This window comes from Streptomonospora alba, from assembly GCF_000826685.1.
Lineage (GTDB): Bacteria > Actinomycetota > Actinomycetes > Streptosporangiales > Streptosporangiaceae > Streptomonospora > Streptomonospora alba.
In genome coordinates this window covers 86,774-104,068 of sequence record NZ_JROO01000026.1, presented here as the reverse complement: position 1 = coordinate 104,068, position 17,295 = coordinate 86,774, and the positions used below count along the sequence as shown (strand labels likewise).

Genomic DNA, 17,295 nt, shown 5'->3' with positions numbered 1-17,295 from the left:
GGAGTGATCGCACGCATTCCGTGCGAATCCGAACGTTCACTGTGCGGTAGTTGGGGTGTCACAGCACTTATGTCGTCATAGAGCACGGTCCTTTCCGCGCCTTCATTCTCCCAGCCCTCCCTGGAGGCCGGAATCCGAAGCGACAGAGGAGACCGTGCATGCCGGACGTCCCCCCGTCCTCCCCACCCCCCGCTACCGCCGCCCCCGCATCCAGACCGCTCCCCTCCCCCGCCGAGCGCACACCCGCACCCACACGGCGCCGCGCACTGGCCGCCGGCGGCGCCACCCTCGGTGCCGCCGCCCTGGGCGGACCGCCCGCCTGGGCCGATCCCGACCAGAACGGGACCGGTGGCCGCGGCAGAATCTCCGAGCCCTTCACCCTGGGCGTGGCCTCCGGCGACCCGCTGCCCGACGGCGTCGTGCTTTGGACGCGACTGGCGCCCGAGCCGCTGGCCGAGGACGGCCGCGGCGGCATGCCCGACCGCCGGGTACGGGTGCGCTGGCAGGTCGCCACCGACGAGCGGTTCCGCCACGTCGTGGCCGCCGGCGCCGAGTTCGCCCGTCCCGAGGAGGGCCACTCGGTACACGTCGAGGTCCACGGGCTGCGGCCGGGTGCCGAGTACTACTACCGCTTCCGCGCAGGCCGCGAGTTCAGCCCCGTCGGCCGTACCAAGACCGCGCCGCGGCCCGGGGATCAGCTCGACCGCTTCGCTTTCGCCTTCGCCAGCTGCCAGAACTACCCCTCCGGCTACTACACCGCCCACGCCCGCATGGCCGAGGAGGATCTCGACCTGGTCTGCTTCCTGGGCGACTACATCTACGAGGGCCCCGCCCAAGGCGAGATCGGCCGCGGCCACCTGCCCGCCGCCGAGGTGTTCTCGGTCGCCGATTACCGCATCCGCCACGCACAGCACAAAACCGACCCCGACCTGCAGGCCTGCCACGCCGCCTTCCCCTGGGCGGTGGTCTTCGACGACCACGAGGTCGAGAACAACTGGGCCGACGACATCTCCGAACCCGACGACGAGCCCGACCAGGACCCGGCCGTCTTCCTGCAGCGGCGCGCCCGCGCCTTCCAGGTCTACTACGAGCACATGCCGCTGCGGCGGGCCCAGCGCCCCCGCGGCGCCCACATGCAGCTCTACCGCCGGCTGACCTTCGGCGACCTGGTCGACGTCCACCTGCTGGACACCCGCCAGTACCGCAGCGACCAGGTCTACGACCAGGACCACGCCGACCCCGACCGCACGCTGCTGGGCGCCCAGCAGCGCGAGTGGCTGGTGGACGGGCTGACCGGGCCCTCGGCGCGCTGGAACGTACTGGCCCAGCAGGTCTTCTTCTCCCGGCGCGACTTCAACGAGGGCGACAGCACCAACTTCTCCAACGACGCCTGGGACGGCTACCGCTACGAGCGCGACAGCCTCCGCGACCGGATGGCCGCAGACGTGTCCAATCCCGTGGTGATCACCGGCGACGTCCACGCCAACTACCTGTGCGACGTCAAGGCCGACTTCGACGACCCCGACTCGGCGACGGTGGCGACCGAGCTGGTGGGCACCTCGATCACCAGCGGCGGCGACGGTGTGGACCAGGGCGACACCGACCGGGTTCAGCTGGCGGAGAATCCGCACATCAAGCTGATCAACCGCCGCCGGGGCTATGTGCGCAACGAGGTCTCCCGCGGCCAGTGGCGCAGCGACTACCGCGTCGTCGACTATGTGAGCCGGCGGGGCGCGCCGATCCGGAACCTGACGACAGTGGTGATCGAAGACGGTCGGCCGGGTGTGCAGCAGGTGTGAAGGGGGGCTAGTAGTCGCTTTCAGTGAAAATCATGCCTGCCTTTATAGCGTAGATTTCAATAACCGCATTGCGGACTGCCTCGTATGAGGGGCCCTCGGGTGAAGGTCCGAACATGAAACGGCCCCTTGGCGGAGTACTCCGCCAAGGGGCCGTCACGTGCACAGGTACGACACGGCGGTCGCCTCTCGGCGCGGGGCACAACGCGGCTCCACGACCGCCCGGCGCGGACGCCGGACGCGGTAGTCCGCGAAGGCTATAGGTGAGCCCGGGGGACACTTGTTACCGCATCGGCCTGCACCCCGCCCAACGGCGCCGATGGCGCGGCTATTCCCGCTCCCCTCCCCCGCCCTCGGCGCGGATCCCCGCGGGCGATCACCGCGGCGCCGGGCTCTCCCCGGGCCGGATCAGGCCCGCGTCATAGGCGGCCACCACCGCCTGAGTGCGGTCGCGCACCGCCAACTTGGCCAGGATCGCCGAGACGTGCGTCTTGACCGTCTCCACCCCCACGAACAGCTCCGAGGCGATCTCGGCATTGGACATCCCCCGCGCGAGCAGCCGCAACGTGGCCGCCTCCCGCTCGGTCAAGGCGGCCACGGCCCGCGCCGCCGGGGTGTCGGCCGCTTCCGCCGCGGCGGCCAGACGGCGGATGGCGGCGGGGAACAGCAGCGAGTCGCCGCGCGCCACCAGCCGCAGAGCGTCGAGGATCTCCTCCGGGCGGCTGCGCTTGAGCAGGAACCCGCGGGCGCCGGCCCGCAGCGCGCCGTAGACGTAGTCGTCGTTTTCGAAGGTCGTCAGCACCAGCACCGCCGGAGGCGCGTCCAGCGAGCGCTGCAGCGCTCGCGTGGCCTCGATGCCGTCCAGGCGCGGCATGCGCACGTCCATGAGCACCACATCGGGGCGGTGGCGGCGGACCATGTCCACCACCCCAGTGCCGTCGGCCTCCTCGGCCGCCACCGACAGGTCGGGCTCGGCGTCGATCAGGGCGCGCAGGCCCGCGCGCACGAGTTCCTCGTCGTCGACCAGCGCCACGGTGATCAATGTGGGTCCTTCCATCTGATGGCGGCGCACAGCCGCCACCTCCCGTCCTCGGCCCCGGCGCTCAGCGTGCCGCCGAGCAGCCCCAGCCGCTCGCGCATGCCGCGCAATCCGCGCCCGCCGCCTCCGCTCCCCCACCCGGCGGAGGACGCCTCGGGGACGGGGTTGGCGATCTCCACCTCCAAGGCTTCGTCGCCCACGCGCAGACGCAGGGTGACGGGCACCGGCCCGGCGTGGCGCAGCACGTTGGTGAGCCCCTCCTGGCAGATGCGGTACGTCTCGCGCGAGACGATGCCCGGGACCGCGCCGGTGTCCCCCGCGATGTCGGCGTCGACGTCGGCTCCGAGGGCCCGGGTGGCCTCGATCAGCTGCTCCAGGTGGGACAGGTCGCGCTGGGGCGCGGTGGTGGAGCGCTCCTCGCGCAGCAGGCCCAGCACGTGGTCGAGTTCGGCGGTGGCGATGCGGGCCTGGTCGGAGACCGACTCCAGCGCCGAGCGCGCGAAGGCGGGGTCGGTGTCGATGACGCGCGCGGCGGTACCGGCTTGCAGCGAGATCGCCGAGAGGGCGTGGCCGATGGAGTCGTGCAGTTCGCGGGCCAGGCGGTTGCGCTCGGCCAGGGTCTCGGCGCGCTGCTGCGCGGCGGCCAGGCGCTCAGCGGCCGAAGGTCCCAGCAGCACGGGCGCCAGCCGCGCCATCAGGGCGCCGAGGGCGGCCGCGGCGTAGACCAGCACCGCCACGAGGCCGGCGCCCAGCAGCGGCGCGGCGACACGCTGGGCGATGCCGGGCGGCGCGTCGCCGAAGACGATGAAGGAGCCCTGGATCAGCTGTGCGGGATCGGGCGCGACGGCGGTGGCGGCGAGCACCGCCGCCTGGGTCAGGCCGATCATGGTGGCCAGACTCGCCGCGAATCCGACACTGACGTGCACGACGAGCCACAGGGCCGTGCGTAGGCGGGTGCGGGCGGTCGTGGACTCGGCGCCCTGCTGCACGGCCGGGGCGCGGGTGACCAGGGCGCGCACCAGGTGGGTCTGGGCGGTGCGCACGCCCGGCAGCCACGCCGTGGCCCCCACCAGCAGCAGAGCCGGAGCCAGGCCGATCAGCAGGGACGATGCCGGGGAGTCGCCGGCCCCCGCCGCGCCCGAGGCCAGAATCAGGGAGATCAGCACGCTCGTGGCCATCAGATACGGCACGAACACCACGCCGCCCAGGACCAGATGGACCCAGCGGGTATAGGTGGAGGCCCGCACCAGAGGTGCCGACAGTCGGCGGATGTCCAGCACACGGCGATACTCGCACGCGGCCGGCGGCAGGCGCCTCCCCCGCCGGAGGGAGTCGGCGCATCGGCCGCCGGGCCGGGGTGGCCGCGCGCGCCCGTGCAGCCGATACCCTCGATGGCCGTGACCAGGGACAGAACCTCGACCAAGACCTCATTCGGCACGTCAGAGCTGGCGCACTCGCTGCGGCGGCGGCACATGGCGATGATCGCCATCGGCGGCTCTGTGGGCGCCGGGCTGTTCATCGGCTCCGGTGCGGTGATCAGCGCCGCCGGGCCGGCAGCGGTGCTCTCGTATGCGCTGGCGGGAGCGCTGGTGCTGCTGACGCTGCGTGCGCTGGGCGAGATGGTGGTGGCCCGGCCCTCGGCCGGGTCGTTCTCCGACTACGCCCGCATGGCGCTGGGGCCGCGCGCGGGGTTCTGCATCGGGTGGCTGTACTGGTGGATGTACAGCGTCCTGGTGGCGGCGGAGGCGGTGGCGGGGGCGGCCACGCTCGGATCGTGGGTGCCGCTGCCCGGGTGGCTGCTGTCGCTGGGGCTGCTGCTCGTGATGACCGGGGCCAACCTGATCTCGGTGCGCATGTTCGGCGAGACCGAGTCGCTGTTCTCCCTGGTCAAGATCGCCACGATCGTGGCGTTTCTGGTACTGGGCGGGCTGTTCGCCTTCGGGCTGTGGCCGGGTGCCGGCGGCGCCACAGTGGACAACCTGTGGGTCCACGGCGGCTTCGCACCCAACGGGTGGGGCGCGGTGCTGGCGGCGACGGTGGTCGTGCTGTTCTCCTTCGGCGGTGTGGAGATCGTGACGATCGCCGCCGGGGAGAGCGACGAACCCGAGCGCGGGGTCGCGCGGGCGACCACCAACGTGCTCTGGCGCATCGCCCTGTTCTACGTCGCCTCGATCCTGGTGGTGGTGATGGTGCTGCCCTGGGACACCGCCGAGCTGCTGCGGAGCCCGTTCGTGGCGGTGATGGACCGGGTGGGGGTCCCCGCCGCGCCGCTGGTCATGGAGGTGGTGGTGTTCATCGCCGTGCTCAGCGTGCTCAACGCTGCGCTGTACACCTCCTCGCGGATGCTGCACGTGCTCACCCGCCAAGGCGATGCGCCCCGGGCACTGTCGGCGGTGGGTCGGCGCGGGGTGCCGACGCGGGCGATCCTGATGGGCACGGTCGTGGGCTATGTCTCGGTGATCGGCAACTACCTGTGGCCCGAGACGGTCTTCGCGTTCCTGGTGGCCTCGATCGGGGCGATCCTGCTGGTGCTGTTCCTGACGATCGTGTCCTCGCAGCTGGTACTGGGCCGTCGGCTGCGCCGCGAGGAGCCCGAGGCGCTGCGGTTCGCGATGTGGGGCTTTCCGTATCTGAGCTGGGCCACGCTGGTCGGCCTGCTGGCGATCCTGGGGGCGATGGCGCTGTTGCCCGACCAGCGGCTGCCGCTGGCGGCGACGCTGGCCGCGCTGGCGGTGGTGCTGGTGGCCTATGAGCTGCGGCGGCGGTTCGGGCGGCGGCCGGTGAGCCGGACCCCGCTGGGTTCCTCGGCCGCGCAGGGCGCCGGCGGGGAGCCGGAGTGAGGCGGCGCCCTGCCACGCCGGTGGGCGCCCCGGCGGTGGGCGGCTGAGGGGCGACCGTAGTGTGTCCGGTGTGGTCGCCGACTCCGAGTTCTCCTTCTTCGAGGGCCTGCCCCGCACCCGAGGGGCGGCCGCGGCGCTGCTACGCACTGCCGACGGACGGCTGCTGCTGGTCAAACCCACCTACAAGCCCGGGTGGTCGCTTCCCGGAGGGGTGATCGAGGAGGGCGAGTCGCCGCTGGCGGCCTGCCGGCGCGAGTGTGCCGAGGAGCTGGGGTTCGTCCCGGCGCTGAAGAAGCTGGTGTGTGTGGACTGGTCGCCGCCGCAGCTGCATCCCAACCGGCGCCCGGCGACCGTGTTCCTGTTCTCCGGCGCGCTGGAGGAGACCGCTATGGCGCAGGTGCGGCTGCCTGCCGACGAGCTCAGCGACGCGGTCCTGGCCGACCCTCGGCAGTGGCAGCGGCTGGTGAGCCGGGGGCTGCATCGCCGCATCGTCGCCGCGGCGGCAGCGGCGGCCGAGGGGCGCACGTGCTACCTGGAGGACGGCCGCCCGGTGCTGGACGGGGACTGAAACGCCGAGAACGGGGCCGTGGCGGCCTGCGGCTGTGCCGTCGGTGCCGGTCAGGTCTCCTCGGCGGCGAACCGGCGCAGGTAGTGCTGCTTGTCGAACATGCGGGCCGCCTCCCGTGCCGAGGGGGTGCCGGCGGCGGGGTCGGCGCCGTGGTCGACCAGGACGTCGACCACCTCGTCCTCTCCCTTGAACACCGCGCCGGCCAGGGGTGACTGCCCGCGGTCGTTGAGCCGGTCGACGTCGGCGCCGCGCTCGCACAGCAGGGCGGTGGTGGCGGCGTGGCCGTGGTAGGCGGCGAGCATGAGGAGGGTGTCGCCGTTGTCGTTGGTGAGGTTGGCCGGGACACCGGCGTCGAGGTAGGCGGCGAGTGTCTCGGTCGCGCCGCGCCGGGCGAAGTCGAATACGCGCCCGGCCAGCTCGACGACCTCGGGGTCGGGCTGGGAAGCGTCGCTCGGTTCTGTGTCGCTCACGGTTCCAGCCTAGGCGCAGTGGACCTGAGCCGATGACGTGACACAGGGTGAGGTCGCTTGGTTTTCGCGGGCCGGTTCGAGCGGGCTCGGCGGGGAGCCCAACTGCGGGGCGCCACCGTTCGCAGTAGCCGGGTGACGTAGCGCAGGAACACGAATCGTGTCGCCTATGCCCAATTGGCCGTGAATGTCGCTATGGTGCTTGCTCAACTCCCCGTGGAGCCGCGTCGGACGGCGCCGCACGTGCGGGCACGCGCCCGCGAAGGCCGCTCCGCGACCGACCGGAAGCCGGTGGCGCGGCGCCGCGGCCGCCCGCCGCCCCTAAACACCTGAGGAGAAGACTCGTGCGACATTTCGTGGGATTCATCGCCGGGCTGGTGCTCGCACCCGTGCTCATGCTGGGCACCGGGTGGACGCTGCCGCGTTTCGTCGACCTGTCGGCGACCGGCCAGTCCATCGTCACCGCCCAAGGCATGGTCGCCATCGGTGCCGGGGCGTTCGTCGCCCTGCTGGTGGCGCTGGTCGCGGTTCCGCCGCGGCTGACGCCGATGCTGCCGGGGATCGCCGGCCTGAGCCTGGTCGGGATCACCGCGGTGCAGGTGCTGCGCCCCGGGCTCGTGGACCGGGTCCCCGGCGTGCCCGGCCTGGAGGGCGCGACCACACTGCTGGAGATCGGGGCCTACCTGCCGCTGGGGCTGCTGCTGTTCCTCCCGATGCTGGTGCCCTCCCGGTGGACGGGACCGGCCGCGGCCCAGGGAGTGACCGAGGAGGAGTACTTCGACGGCCTCTACGACGAGGACTACGAGGACACCGACCCTGAGCGCCGCCGCACGACCCGCGCCTGAGGGACCGGCCTGACGGACGGCTCCTGCCGGATCCCCGTTCCCGGCAGATCGGACCGCTGCGCGATGCGGATCGCCTCGTCTGGCTGCGGTCGATACACGTCGTGGTGTCGGCTTTCGGGATTATCGCAACGAACGCCTTTACAACGTAGATTCGTAGTGGTGCCAACGCTGGGTTGCGGGTAGGACGGCCCGGAGGTCACCGCCAGCCGGGGCCCCAGGCGGAGCTCTTGGAAACGCCCGGCGGGAGCGGAGGGAGCGCTGAGGCGCCCCGGTGCGGGGTGTCCTCGTCGCCGTCCGTTTCGGGGACGGTGTCCGCGGCGGGGACGTCCACCTCCCCGGCGTCGGGCTCAGCGGTGCCGACGTCGGGCACGACCGGCAGAACAGCCGTCTCGGTTCCCGTTGCCGGGACGCGCTCCGGTTCGGGCTCCTCCGGCGCGGGCCGGTCCTGCTCCCCGCCCGGCCACGGGCGGGACACGCCCGTCGAGGCCGGCTGCCCTCCGAGACCCGCCGGAGCCTCCTCGGACTCGGGGGCGGGCCGGACCCCCGCCCCCGGCGTCGCCGGCCTCACGGGCCGGCGGCTCCTCCTCGCCCGGCGCAGGCTCTGCGGCGGGGAACGGCGCCGCGCCGTTCCCGGCGGACGTGTCCGGCGCCGCAGACCCGGGCTCTGCGGTCTCGTCGCCGATCGATCGGGCGTGCGGCGGCCGATCGGGCCCGGGCTCCTGTTCGGTCCCACCGGCCGGGTGGTCGTCAGCGCCGGCGGGACCGGTGGAAAAGTCGGAACGAGCCTGTGAGGGCCCGCCACCCGCCTGGTCTCCCCCGGCGGCGAAGGCCTCCGGCACCTGCGGCGACGCCGAAGCAACGGGGACCTGGCCCGGGGACCCGATGTCGACGTAGGGCCGCACGAGGCCGCCGAAGTCGAGGCCGGCCGGCGCGTCGGAGTGCTCCTCCCCCGCTGCCGCGGCGGCCTCGTCACGGTCGCGCCGCTGCGGCTCGGCGGCCGGGGCCGGGTCTCCGCCGGGTGTCCGCTCCCCCGATGCCCCGGCAGGCTCCTGAGCCCAGGCCGGCGGGGCGCTGTGCACCTGCGGTGCCTCCGCGCCGCCGGCACCGGACCCGCGGCCGGGGTCCTCGGACGCGGCACGCACGGACGCCCCGGAAGCGGACGGGGCCGCGCTCCGCCACCAGGCGGCGGCCTCGTCGTCCGTGAGCTCCTCGTCGACCTCCAGCCAGCCCCGCACCATGGGGTGGCGCCTGCCCGTGTGCCACGAGCGCGGGAAGGGCTGCTCCTCCAGCACGAGCACGTGCTCGCCGTCGACGGTGGGGATGTCGGCGGGCACGCCCTCGTTCCACACCCAGGCCCCGTCCAGTGCCACGAGGTTCCACCACCCCTGGGCCACGTGGGCCTCGGGGTCGGGCGGGGCGTCGCGGAAGGCGGCGGTCCACCGGGGATCGGGACGCCGACCGGGCAGGCCGCGCCCCTCAGGCCCGATCAGGGCGTCGGCGAGCAGGGTGTGCAGCTGGAAGTTGTCGCCGATACCGTCGAACAGGACGCGGAAGCCGCGCCCGGTGGCACGGTCCAGCACGAGCGCGGACGTGGCCTCGGCCATGCGCAGCAGCGCGCGGATGTCGCCGAACTCCGACAGCGCGCCGCTGAGCTGGTTGGCGATGGCGACGAGTTCGGCGCGCAGACCCGGGTCGGAGCGCACGGCGCTGCGCACACTCGACTGGCTGAGCATGGTCTTGGCGGCCAGGCCGTAGCGGCGGATGGTCCACCAGCACACGGTGGCCGTGGGGGCGGTCTCGCCCAGGCGTCGGGCGACGCGCTCCTCGGCGTCGGCGGTGACGTCGTCGGGTTCGGGCGGGCGCCCGCCGCCGGTCTGGTCCCAGGCGTGCAGGAATACGGCGGCGCCCTGGCCCACGCTGCGCAGCAGACCCATGACCTCGACCCCGGCCGGGCCGGGGTCGGCGCCCATCTCGACCAGGGCGCTGGCGACCACGGAGAGGTCGGCGGTGATGCCGGGGGCGGTGTGCCCGCCGCCGATGAAGGGACCCAACGCCTCCAGCGCCAGCTCGCGCTCGCCGGGCGGTATGGCCGGCGCCAGCTGGAGCACCCTTTGCACGGCCGTAGGAAAACGCCCCGGGTCGGTGGAGACAGAGGCGTCGATCAACTCCTGAAAGGCCGCCCGAAACTCATCGATCACGTTCGCATCTTGACATATTCAGGACTCGGGGTGATCACAGACCCAAACGGGTCACGGCGTTGTCCTCAAGCGGACTGGCGGTGCGGATGTAGCCGTGGACGGTACGGGCGTTGCTCCAGCGGCCCTGGCGCATGATCTCGCGGTCGCTGGCGCCGCCCATGGCTGCCTGGGTGGCGAATCCCGCACGCAGGGAGTGGCCGGAGAAGGCGTCGGCGTCCAGGCCCGCGCGACGAGTGTAGCGCTTGACCAGGTCGGCCACGGCGCGGCCGGAAACGGCCTTGGCGCCGATGCGGCCGTGGCGGTCCACCGACGGGAACAGCGGGCGGTTGGTGCCGTCGGCCAGGTCGGTACCGGTGTAGGTGTGGCAGCGGTGGGTGCCGGGGGCGGGCGGGGGCGTTTCGGCCAGGTGGCGGGCCACGGCCTCGGCTCCGCCGTCGCGGCAGGCTTCGCGCAGGTCGGCCCAGTCGGCGAAGGCGCACACGGGACAGGTCTGGGGTCGGCGCCCGCGCGGCAGGGCGACTTGCTGCTCGGTACGCGCGTCCTGGTCGGTCTTGGTGGCGCCCAGGCGGACGACGAGCATGGGGGCGCCGGTGCGGTGGTCGGCGTCGAGGGCGACGTCGTCGAAGGACAGGGCGGCGAGTTCGCTGCGGCGCAGGGCCCCGGCGAAGCCGGCGAGCAGCAGCAGGGCGTCGCGGCGGCGGGCGGTGCCGCCGCGGGGGTCCTCGGGCTCGGGCAGTTCGGCCAGCAGCGCTTCCAGGGTGGGCAGCAGCAGGGGGCGTTTGCGGCGCGGTGCTGCGCGGCGGCGGCGCCGGACGCCGCGCAGGGTCATGCGTACGACCTCGCTGCGGGTGGGGCTCGCCAGGCCTTGGGCGCCGTGGACGGCGGAGATGGCGGCGGCCTTGCGCTCCAGCGTGGAGGGCGCCAGTGCCCAGCGGGCGGGATCGTCGGGGCGGACGGTGTCGGCGGCGGCCGCGAGGTAGACGGCCACGTCGACGGGGTCGGCGGGCAGGGACCGGCGGCCCTCGGCCAGGCACCAGGCGGTGAAAGCGATCCAGTCGGAGCGGTAGGCGCGCAAGGTGTTGGCCGACTGGGCCGAGGCGAGGTAGCGGCCCAGCGCTCCTGCCTGCTCGTCGTCGAAGCGGCGGCGCACCGCCTCCAGTGCGCCTTCGTCGACCAGCACGCTGCGGGTGCCGCTTACCAGGTGCTCGCGCACCTCGGCGGGGACGATCTCGGCGACGCCGTCGGCGCCGGTGCCGGTGTCGCGGTGTGCGGTGTCGTGTGTGCGGGGGGTGTCGTCGGCCACGGAGGCCATGATGGCCCATTGCGGCCGCGCGGTGTGAGCGGGGTGCGGCGCGGCGCCGCAGCGGGCTCAGCCGGCGATGCCGTTGCCGATGGCCGCGGCGATACCGGCCGGAGTGTCCATGGAGAACAGTGCCGCTGAGGAGACCACCAGGGCGAGGACGAACATGACGGCGGCGACCTTGCGGCGCAGCAGGGCGGCCCACACGGCTCCGGCCAGGGGCGCCCCCAGCGCGCAGACGACCAGCCCCAGCAGGTACCAGGCGGCCGCGGTCATGCCGGCGGCGGCGTCCGTGCCCGGCTCCTGGCTGATCAGGGCGTACCCCTCGGCCAGAAAGAGCACGAAGCACACCAGCGATCCCAGCGCCCACACCGAGGCCAGGGCGGTCCACACGGCCGCCGGCCAGCGGCGGCGGTCGTCGAGGACGACCGGGACGCGGCTGACGCCGGAGCGGCCCGCGGCGGCGGGGGCAGGGGCGTCGGCTTCGCCGGAGGTGGTGCGGGGGGCCGTTCGGCTGCCGGATGCGGTGGGGGCCTGGGGCGGGCCGCCCCCTGCGGGACGACCGGGCCGCTTGGCCTTCTTCTTGGGCGACACGCGTTTCTCCGTGGTCGAAGACGGCGGGCGGACCGGGCGGGCCGCCCGCGCTCCAACGTAGCTGCCGCGCGCCGGGGCGGTGTCCGCTTCAGCCGGCGAGCAGCACGTGCACGGCGATCACGTAGACGACGGGCCAGACCACCGTCGCCAGCGACCACAGCGCGGCGCGGCGGTCGCCGGCGACGGTGGCGATCGCGGCGGCAAGCAGCGGCAGGCCCACCGACGCGCTGAAGCTCAGGGTGTACCACTCGGCCGCGGACCCTTCGCCGGCCGCGATGGCGCGCAGGTAGCCGAGCGGGCCCAGCACCACGCTGGCTGCGCACAGCAGGCCCGCGGTGATCCGGACTCCCAAGGGGTGGCGGGTGTTGCGGATCTGCCGGTCTCCGTTCTCTGCTGGCGTCAACGGGGGAACCTTCTCCCAACGAAGCGGCCGCCGGCGGCGGCACGGGGTGTGCGGGTAGACGCGGCGGTGGCGACCGGTGCGGCGGTGGCTGCACCGACGCGGCGCCGCGGTGGGGGCGGGGCCGGGCGTAGCACGCCGTCGGGGACGACGCGGCGCGGCGGCGCCGCCCTGCGGTCGATGCTCCGGGATCGCCGGAGCGCGTGGGGCCGTCTCGGTGCCATAGTGGACATCCAACTCGGCATCGGCGCGTTGATCAAGCTGAGACCGGGCGCGGGGCGGCGCGAAGCGAACGGGAGTGCCGGACGGCCCCGCCGCCGGGCGTCCTCAGGGGCGCGGGTGGCCGGACGCGGGCCAGGGGGCGGCGGACTCGCACAGCCCGGCGAAGCCCGCCAGGACGCGCAGTTCGGCGACCGAGCGCGGGGCCGAGGCGCCCAGCTGGGGCGAGTAGACCAGGGCGGCCACGGTCTGGGCGCGTGAGAGGGCCACGTTGAGGCGGTTGCGCGAGAGCACGAAGTCGAGCCCGCGGGCGGCGTCGGCGGCGCTGGAGACCGTCATGGAGCAGATGACCGCCGGGGCCTCCTGGCCTTGGAACCGGTCCACGGTGCCCACGCGCACCCCCTCCAGGCCGGCGGTGTCCAGAGCCTGGCGCAGGGCGCGGACCTGCAGGTTGAAGGGGGCGACGACCAGGATGTCCTCGCCGGTGATCTCGCGGTCGACCACGGCGCCGGGTTCGTGGAAGGTGCGCCCGACCAGGTCGGCGGCGATGGCCACGACCGCCTCGACCTCCTCGGGGCTGTGGGTGGCGCGGCCGCTGTGGGCGGTCTCGTAGCGGTAGAGGCCGGCGGGGATGCCGCTCATCGAGCGCTCGGCGGCGCTGGGGTGGGCGCGCAGCATGCCGCGGTAGGACAGCTGGGAGACGGGAGCGCAGACGGCGGGGTGCATGCGCCGGGTCTGGTCCAGGAAGTAGCCCAGCGCAGGGTCGATGATCTCGGCGCCGCCCACGAGGTGTTCCAGGGCCGAGGCCGCCGCGCCCTCGCCGTGGGCGCCCTGGACGACCTGGGGCAGCTGCTGGGGATCGCCCAGCAGCACGAGGTTGCGGGCGGCGGCCGACACGGCGAGGGTGTCGGCCAGGGCGAACTGGCCGGCTTCGTCGATGATCAGCACGTCCAGCGGATCGGCGATCATCGCTTCGTTGGCCATGTTCCAGGCGGTGCCGCCGACGAGGTGGCCGGCGGGCCGCTCGGCGCGCCAAGCGGCCAGCTCCTTGGGGGTCTTGGGCTGATCCCAGGCGGCCTTGGGGTCGGGTTTCTTCGCCGGCGGGCGTTTCGCGCAGGGCAGGCGGCTCTGGACGTCTCCGCTCGGGGCGGAGCCGGGCTCGCCGGTGCGGGCGGCGTGCAGCGCCGCGGTCAGCACGTTCTCCACGGCTTTGTGGCTGGTGGAGCACACGCCCACGGTGCGGCCGGAGGCGACCAGGTGGGTGATCAGGCGGGCGGCCAGGTAGGTCTTGCCGGCGCCGGGCGGGCCCTGGACGGCCAGGTAGGAGGAGTGGAGCCGGTCGGCGGCGGCGATGGCGGCGGCCACCGGGGCGCCGCCGTACTCGGCGGCTTCGGGCAGGCCGGCGCCGCCGGCGGTGCGCGGGGGGCGGCGGAGCAGCACGTCGATTCCGGCGCTCTCGGGCAGCTCGGGCAGCGTCTCGGCGGCCTCGGCCGCCACCGACCACAGCGCCTCGTCTTTGGGCGCCGACCGCACGGGGGCGCCGGGCAGCACGGCCGAGGGGGCGCGGGCGTAGGTTTCGCCGGGCGCGGAGGTCTCGACGAGGGCGAGGCGTTCGGGCGAGGCGGCCTCGACGGCGGCGTTGACGGTGTCGGCCTCCTGGCCGGGCGCTCCCGCATACAGCAGCCGCACCGAGTCGCCCGCGGCGAAGGGGTGGGGGCGGGCGGGGTCGGCGCGCAGTTCGATCTCGCGGCGGGCCAGCTTCTGGCGGCCGGTGGGCTCCTGCCAGCCTCCCAGGCGCGCACGCAGCGGCACCAGGCACTCGTTGTCGGCTTCGAGCTCCTCGACGGGGGCGGAGACGCGGCGGAAGTAGTCCCACCACGAGGGGTTCTCTTCGCGGCGGTAGTAGCCCACCAGCGCGGCCAGCAGCGCGCGGGCCCGCTGGTCGGGGCTGCGCTGGGCCGAGTCCTCGGGGACGCCTTCCAGCAGGGGGTCGGCCAGGGCGCGCAGCCGGGCCTCCTGCTCCTCGCGGCGGCGGCGCCGTTCGGCGGCGCGCTCGTCGGCGTCCTCGGCGACGAGTTCGCTCTGGCCCGCCGGGCGCGCGGTGATGCCGTGTTCGGTGCGCAGGTCCTCCAGCCAGTCGCGCAGGTAGGCGGTGGAGGCGCAGTCGTCGCGGTTGTAGTCGGCGATGCCGCTGACGATCTTGTCCGCGCGCTCGGTCTCGCCGGCCTGGGTGGCGGCGAGGTAGTCGGCGTAGGCGTCGATGCTGGATGCGGCGGTGGTGACGTCGCCGCTGCGGTTCCTCGGCAGGTAGAGGGGTTCGAGGTACTTGATCGAGTAGGAGCGCTGGGAGACGCGCAGGCTCTTTTTGACGGTGGTGTAGAGGTCGACGAGGCGGCGGTGGCGCAGTAGTTCGTCGACCTCGGCCTCGCGGGTGCCGAAGGCGGCGGCGAGGAGCTTGAGCCGGTCGGCCTCGTAGGAGGCGTAGTGGTAGACGTGGGCCGCGGGGTCGGCGTCGATGCGTTCGCACACGAAGTCGACGAAGTCGGTGAAGGCGCGCTTCTCCTGGGAGCGGTCGTGGGCCCAGAAGGCGTGGAACTCCTCGGTTTCGCCGCCGGCGGGGTCCTCGCCCGGGTCGGCGCGGGTGACGGCGCCGAAGAGGTACTCCAGGCCGCGGCCGTCGGCGCCGTCGTAGTAGGGATAGCCCTCCATGTCGAAGAAGACGTCGCCGGGGCTGGGCGGGGGCAGCGCGGCGAGCCCCTCATCGGAGTAGACCTCGGCGATGACGGTGCCCTGGGGGTCCTCGGCGCTGCGGGTGGCGTCCTGGCGCACCTGCAGCGCGGCCTGCTCGCGCAGCCGCGCGAAGGAGTGGCGCGGCATGGCCGCGGGGCGGTCGTCGTCGCCGGCGCGTGCCAGGGCGTCGATGGTGGCGATGCCGCAGTCGTCGAGGCGGCGGGCCTGGTCGGTGCGCATTCCGGCCACCAGCGACAGGTGGCGGGCCTCGGCGCGGCCGGCGGCGCACAGGTCGCTGTAGCCGCAGCCGTCGCAGGAGGGGCGGGGCGCGCCCCACAGCGGGTCGGGCAGCGCGGGCGGGCGGGACAGGCTCTCCAGCAGGCGTTGGCGGACGCCGTGCAGGATGGGCAGGAACTCGGCGACGCGGTGGCTGTGTACGCCGCGGTCGCCGGTGATCAGGTGCATGTACTCGCCGCGGCCGGCTTCGGTGCGTTCCAGCGCTGCCGCATACGCGGTGAGCTGGAGGATGGCCGAGGGGCCGGGGTTGCGGGCGAGCTTGGTGTCCCAGGGCTCGTAGCGCGTCTGCGGTCCGGGGCGCGAGGCGCCGGTTGCGGGGTCCACGGCTGTGGAGATCAGAAAGTCGGCACGGCCGTGGAAGGCGGTGCCGGGCGCGAAGTCGTCGTAGAAGCAGGCCTGGTAGACGACGGGGGCGCCGGCGCGCATGGCTTCGGCGGTGGCCTCGGCGGCGGCGCGCAGCGCGGCGTCGGTGGGGGCCGGGTCGGCGATGGCGACGACGCCGTCGCCGAAGAGGTCGCGCAGCCGGTCGAGTTCGGCCTGCTCGTGGGCCGCGCCCTGTTGGGCGATGAGCGGGTCGAGATCGGTGGGGGCGGGCGCGCCGGGGACTTCGGCGGCCGCGGCGATGCGCAGTGTGCTGCGGTGCTCGCACTCCATGGCGTCGACCAGGTCGGTCGGCGAGACGACCCGGCTGTGCTCGGTACGAAACACGCGCCACTCCCTTCCCGCTGCGTGGCCTTCGCGCATTCTGCCACGTCGCGGCGGGGGCGCGCGGGCAGCTGCACACGGCGGGTGCGGCCGGTCTCCGTGCGGGCGCACGGGTGCGCGTCGCGGGCGGGGCGGTCGGCCCGGGCCGGGCCGGGCGACGTTCCCGCACGCCGGCGCCGAGCGCCGAGTCGGCGATGCCGGTGCTGTGCCTGGGGCTAGCCGAGGACCTGCCACTGCACGTCGACGACGCCGGCCGAGGGCGAGGCGATCTTCTCGAAGGAGGCGGTGGACAGGTCCAGGCAGCGTCCGGCGATGTAGGGGCCGCGGTCGTTGATGCGCACCGTGACCGAGCTGCCGTCGGCCGGGTTGGTGACCTCGACCATGGTGTCCATCGGCAGGCTCTTGTGCGCGGCGGTCATGGCGCTGGGGTCGAACTGCTCGCCGCTGGCGGTGGGCTGGGGCTCGCTGTACATGGAGGCCTCGCACGAGCCGCCCTGGCCTGTGGCGCTCAGGTCCGATCCGCCCGAAGCGTCGCCGGAGCCGGTGGAAGTACCGGAGTCGTCGGCGGGCTCGGACTCGGCCTGCTCCTGGCGGGCGGTGGCGCTGACGGACTGGGTGGCCGCCTCCAGGGCCTTTTTGCGCTGCTGTTCGGCCTGGTCGGTGCGGTCCTGGTCCTGCTGCCGGCCGGAGGTGGCGGAGGGGTCGGGGGCGGGCCGGGAGTCGGCGGTCTCGGCGGCGGGCAGGGCCGCCTGCGGTGAGGCGGCGCCGGGACCGGAGGCCAGGGAGTCGACGGTGGCGGCGCCCGCTGTTCCGGCGGCGATGAGCGCGGCGCCGGTCGCGGTGACGACGAGGAGGGAGCGTTTTTCTCGGAGGCGCTCGCGTAGGGAGGCGCGAGCGGGTTGGCGGTTGCCCACGGTGGGACGTCCTTCGAACGGGGACTGCGGACAGCCGCGCCGGCGGCCGCGGGGTTGGGGCGGGCCGCGCGTGCGCGGTGGTGCCACTCGGCTCAGGGGGCGGTGGCGGTGGCCTCGGTTCCGGGGGGCGGCGAACCGCTGAGGGGTTCATCGAGTGCCGAGAAGGGATTATTCATCACGAGACGGTAACGCGTCCAGCGGATGAAGGTCTGTGGAGTTTTTCACCGAGCCGGCCGCCCTGCATGACGCGCCGGCTCCGGGATGCATACGAACCGTGACCACATGCCCATTACGCCCAGGTTTGCGTCGGTTCCGGGAACGACTGTACCTGTGCCCACCCCTCCCCAGGCCCGGACCGACCGGCACCGAACGGCGCCCCGGGC

The 17,295-nt window shown here is 74.0% G+C and carries 13 protein-coding genes; 4 read left to right on the top strand and 9 right to left on the bottom strand.

What is annotated here, in order from left to right:
- Positions 1-158: 158 nt before the first annotated feature.
- On the top strand, positions 159-1,799 hold the full coding sequence (locus tag LP52_RS13505) for an alkaline phosphatase D family protein (protein ID WP_040273784.1): 1,641 nt from the start codon (positions 159-161) through the stop codon (positions 1,797-1,799).
- Between the two features lie 373 nt (positions 1,800-2,172).
- Here the strand turns inward: LP52_RS13505 and LP52_RS13500 are convergent, their stop codons facing one another.
- Both LP52_RS13500 and LP52_RS13495 read right to left on the bottom strand, forming a co-directional pair.
- The gene (locus tag LP52_RS13500) at positions 2,173-2,838 is read right to left on the bottom strand and encodes a response regulator transcription factor (protein ID WP_238580910.1); all 666 of its coding nucleotides are present in this window, start codon (positions 2,836-2,838) and stop codon (positions 2,173-2,175) included.
- Entirely contained in the window at positions 2,835-4,115 is a 1,281-nt protein-coding gene (locus LP52_RS13495) for a histidine kinase (protein ID WP_157036324.1), read from the bottom strand. Before LP52_RS13495 ends, LP52_RS13500 begins: the two co-directional genes overlap by 4 nt.
- 192 nt (positions 4,116-4,307) lie before the next feature.
- Between LP52_RS13495 and LP52_RS13490 the strand changes: the two genes are divergently transcribed.
- Both LP52_RS13490 and LP52_RS13485 read left to right on the top strand, forming a co-directional pair.
- Positions 4,308-5,675 (top strand): amino acid permease, encoded by a 1,368-nt coding sequence (locus LP52_RS13490; protein ID WP_040273842.1) that lies wholly within the window; start codon positions 4,308-4,310, stop codon positions 5,673-5,675.
- Positions 5,676-5,745: 70 nt separating this feature from the next.
- A complete protein-coding gene (locus LP52_RS13485) occupies positions 5,746-6,243 on the top strand; it encodes an NUDIX domain-containing protein (protein WP_040273841.1) in 498 nt (165 codons plus the stop codon).
- A gap of 50 nt (positions 6,244-6,293) precedes the next feature.
- Here LP52_RS13485 and LP52_RS13480 read toward each other — a convergent pair whose 3' ends face one another.
- Complete coding sequence (locus LP52_RS13480; RefSeq protein WP_040273781.1) at positions 6,294-6,713, bottom strand: ankyrin repeat domain-containing protein; 420 nt, start codon at positions 6,711-6,713, stop codon at positions 6,294-6,296.
- A gap of 341 nt (positions 6,714-7,054) precedes the next feature.
- Here LP52_RS13480 and LP52_RS13475 point away from each other — a divergent pair, with 341 nt between their 5' ends.
- Positions 7,055-7,555, top strand: a complete 501-nt coding sequence (locus LP52_RS13475; RefSeq protein WP_040273779.1) for a hypothetical protein — start codon at positions 7,055-7,057, stop codon at positions 7,553-7,555.
- Between the two features lie 347 nt (positions 7,556-7,902).
- On the opposite strand, the gene LP52_RS28380 is transcribed toward LP52_RS13475, so the two are convergent.
- From LP52_RS28380 to LP52_RS28375, 6 genes are all read right to left on the bottom strand, one after another.
- On the bottom strand, positions 7,903-9,753 hold the full coding sequence (locus LP52_RS28380) for a hypothetical protein (RefSeq protein WP_238580909.1): 1,851 nt from the start codon (positions 9,751-9,753) through the stop codon (positions 7,903-7,905).
- A gap of 34 nt (positions 9,754-9,787) precedes the next feature.
- On the bottom strand, positions 9,788-11,065 hold the full coding sequence (locus LP52_RS13465) for a tyrosine-type recombinase/integrase (RefSeq protein ID WP_157036323.1): 1,278 nt from the start codon (positions 11,063-11,065) through the stop codon (positions 9,788-9,790).
- Between the two features lie 57 nt (positions 11,066-11,122).
- Complete coding sequence (locus tag LP52_RS13460; protein ID WP_157036322.1) at positions 11,123-11,647, bottom strand: hypothetical protein; 525 nt, start codon at positions 11,645-11,647, stop codon at positions 11,123-11,125.
- 88 nt (positions 11,648-11,735) lie between these two features.
- Positions 11,736-12,050 carry a hypothetical protein gene (locus tag LP52_RS13455; protein ID WP_040273777.1) on the bottom strand — a complete coding sequence of 105 codons (315 nt, stop codon included), beginning with the start codon at positions 12,048-12,050 and terminating at the stop codon, positions 11,736-11,738.
- Between the two features lie 324 nt (positions 12,051-12,374).
- Entirely contained in the window at positions 12,375-16,001 is a 3,627-nt protein-coding gene (locus tag LP52_RS13450) for a TM0106 family RecB-like putative nuclease (RefSeq protein ID WP_040273776.1), read from the bottom strand.
- A 212-nt stretch (positions 16,002-16,213) separates the two neighbouring features.
- The gene (locus tag LP52_RS28375; protein ID WP_052809806.1) at positions 16,214-16,912 is read right to left on the bottom strand and encodes a septal ring lytic transglycosylase RlpA family protein; all 699 of its coding nucleotides are present in this window, start codon (positions 16,910-16,912) and stop codon (positions 16,214-16,216) included.
- Positions 16,913-17,295 lie beyond the last annotated feature (383 nt).

Coding starts and splice junctions, on each gene's coding strand:
- LP52_RS13490 (WP_040273842.1), top strand. CDS start 4,308: ATGGCGATGATCGCCATCGGCGGCTCTGTGGGCGCCGGGCTGTTCATC.
- LP52_RS13505 (WP_040273784.1), top strand. CDS start 159: ATGCCGGACGTCCCCCCGTCCTCCCCACCCCCCGCTACCGCCGCCCCC.
- LP52_RS13465 (WP_157036323.1), bottom strand. CDS start 11,065: ATGGCCTCCGTGGCCGACGACACCCCCCGCACACACGACACCGCACAC.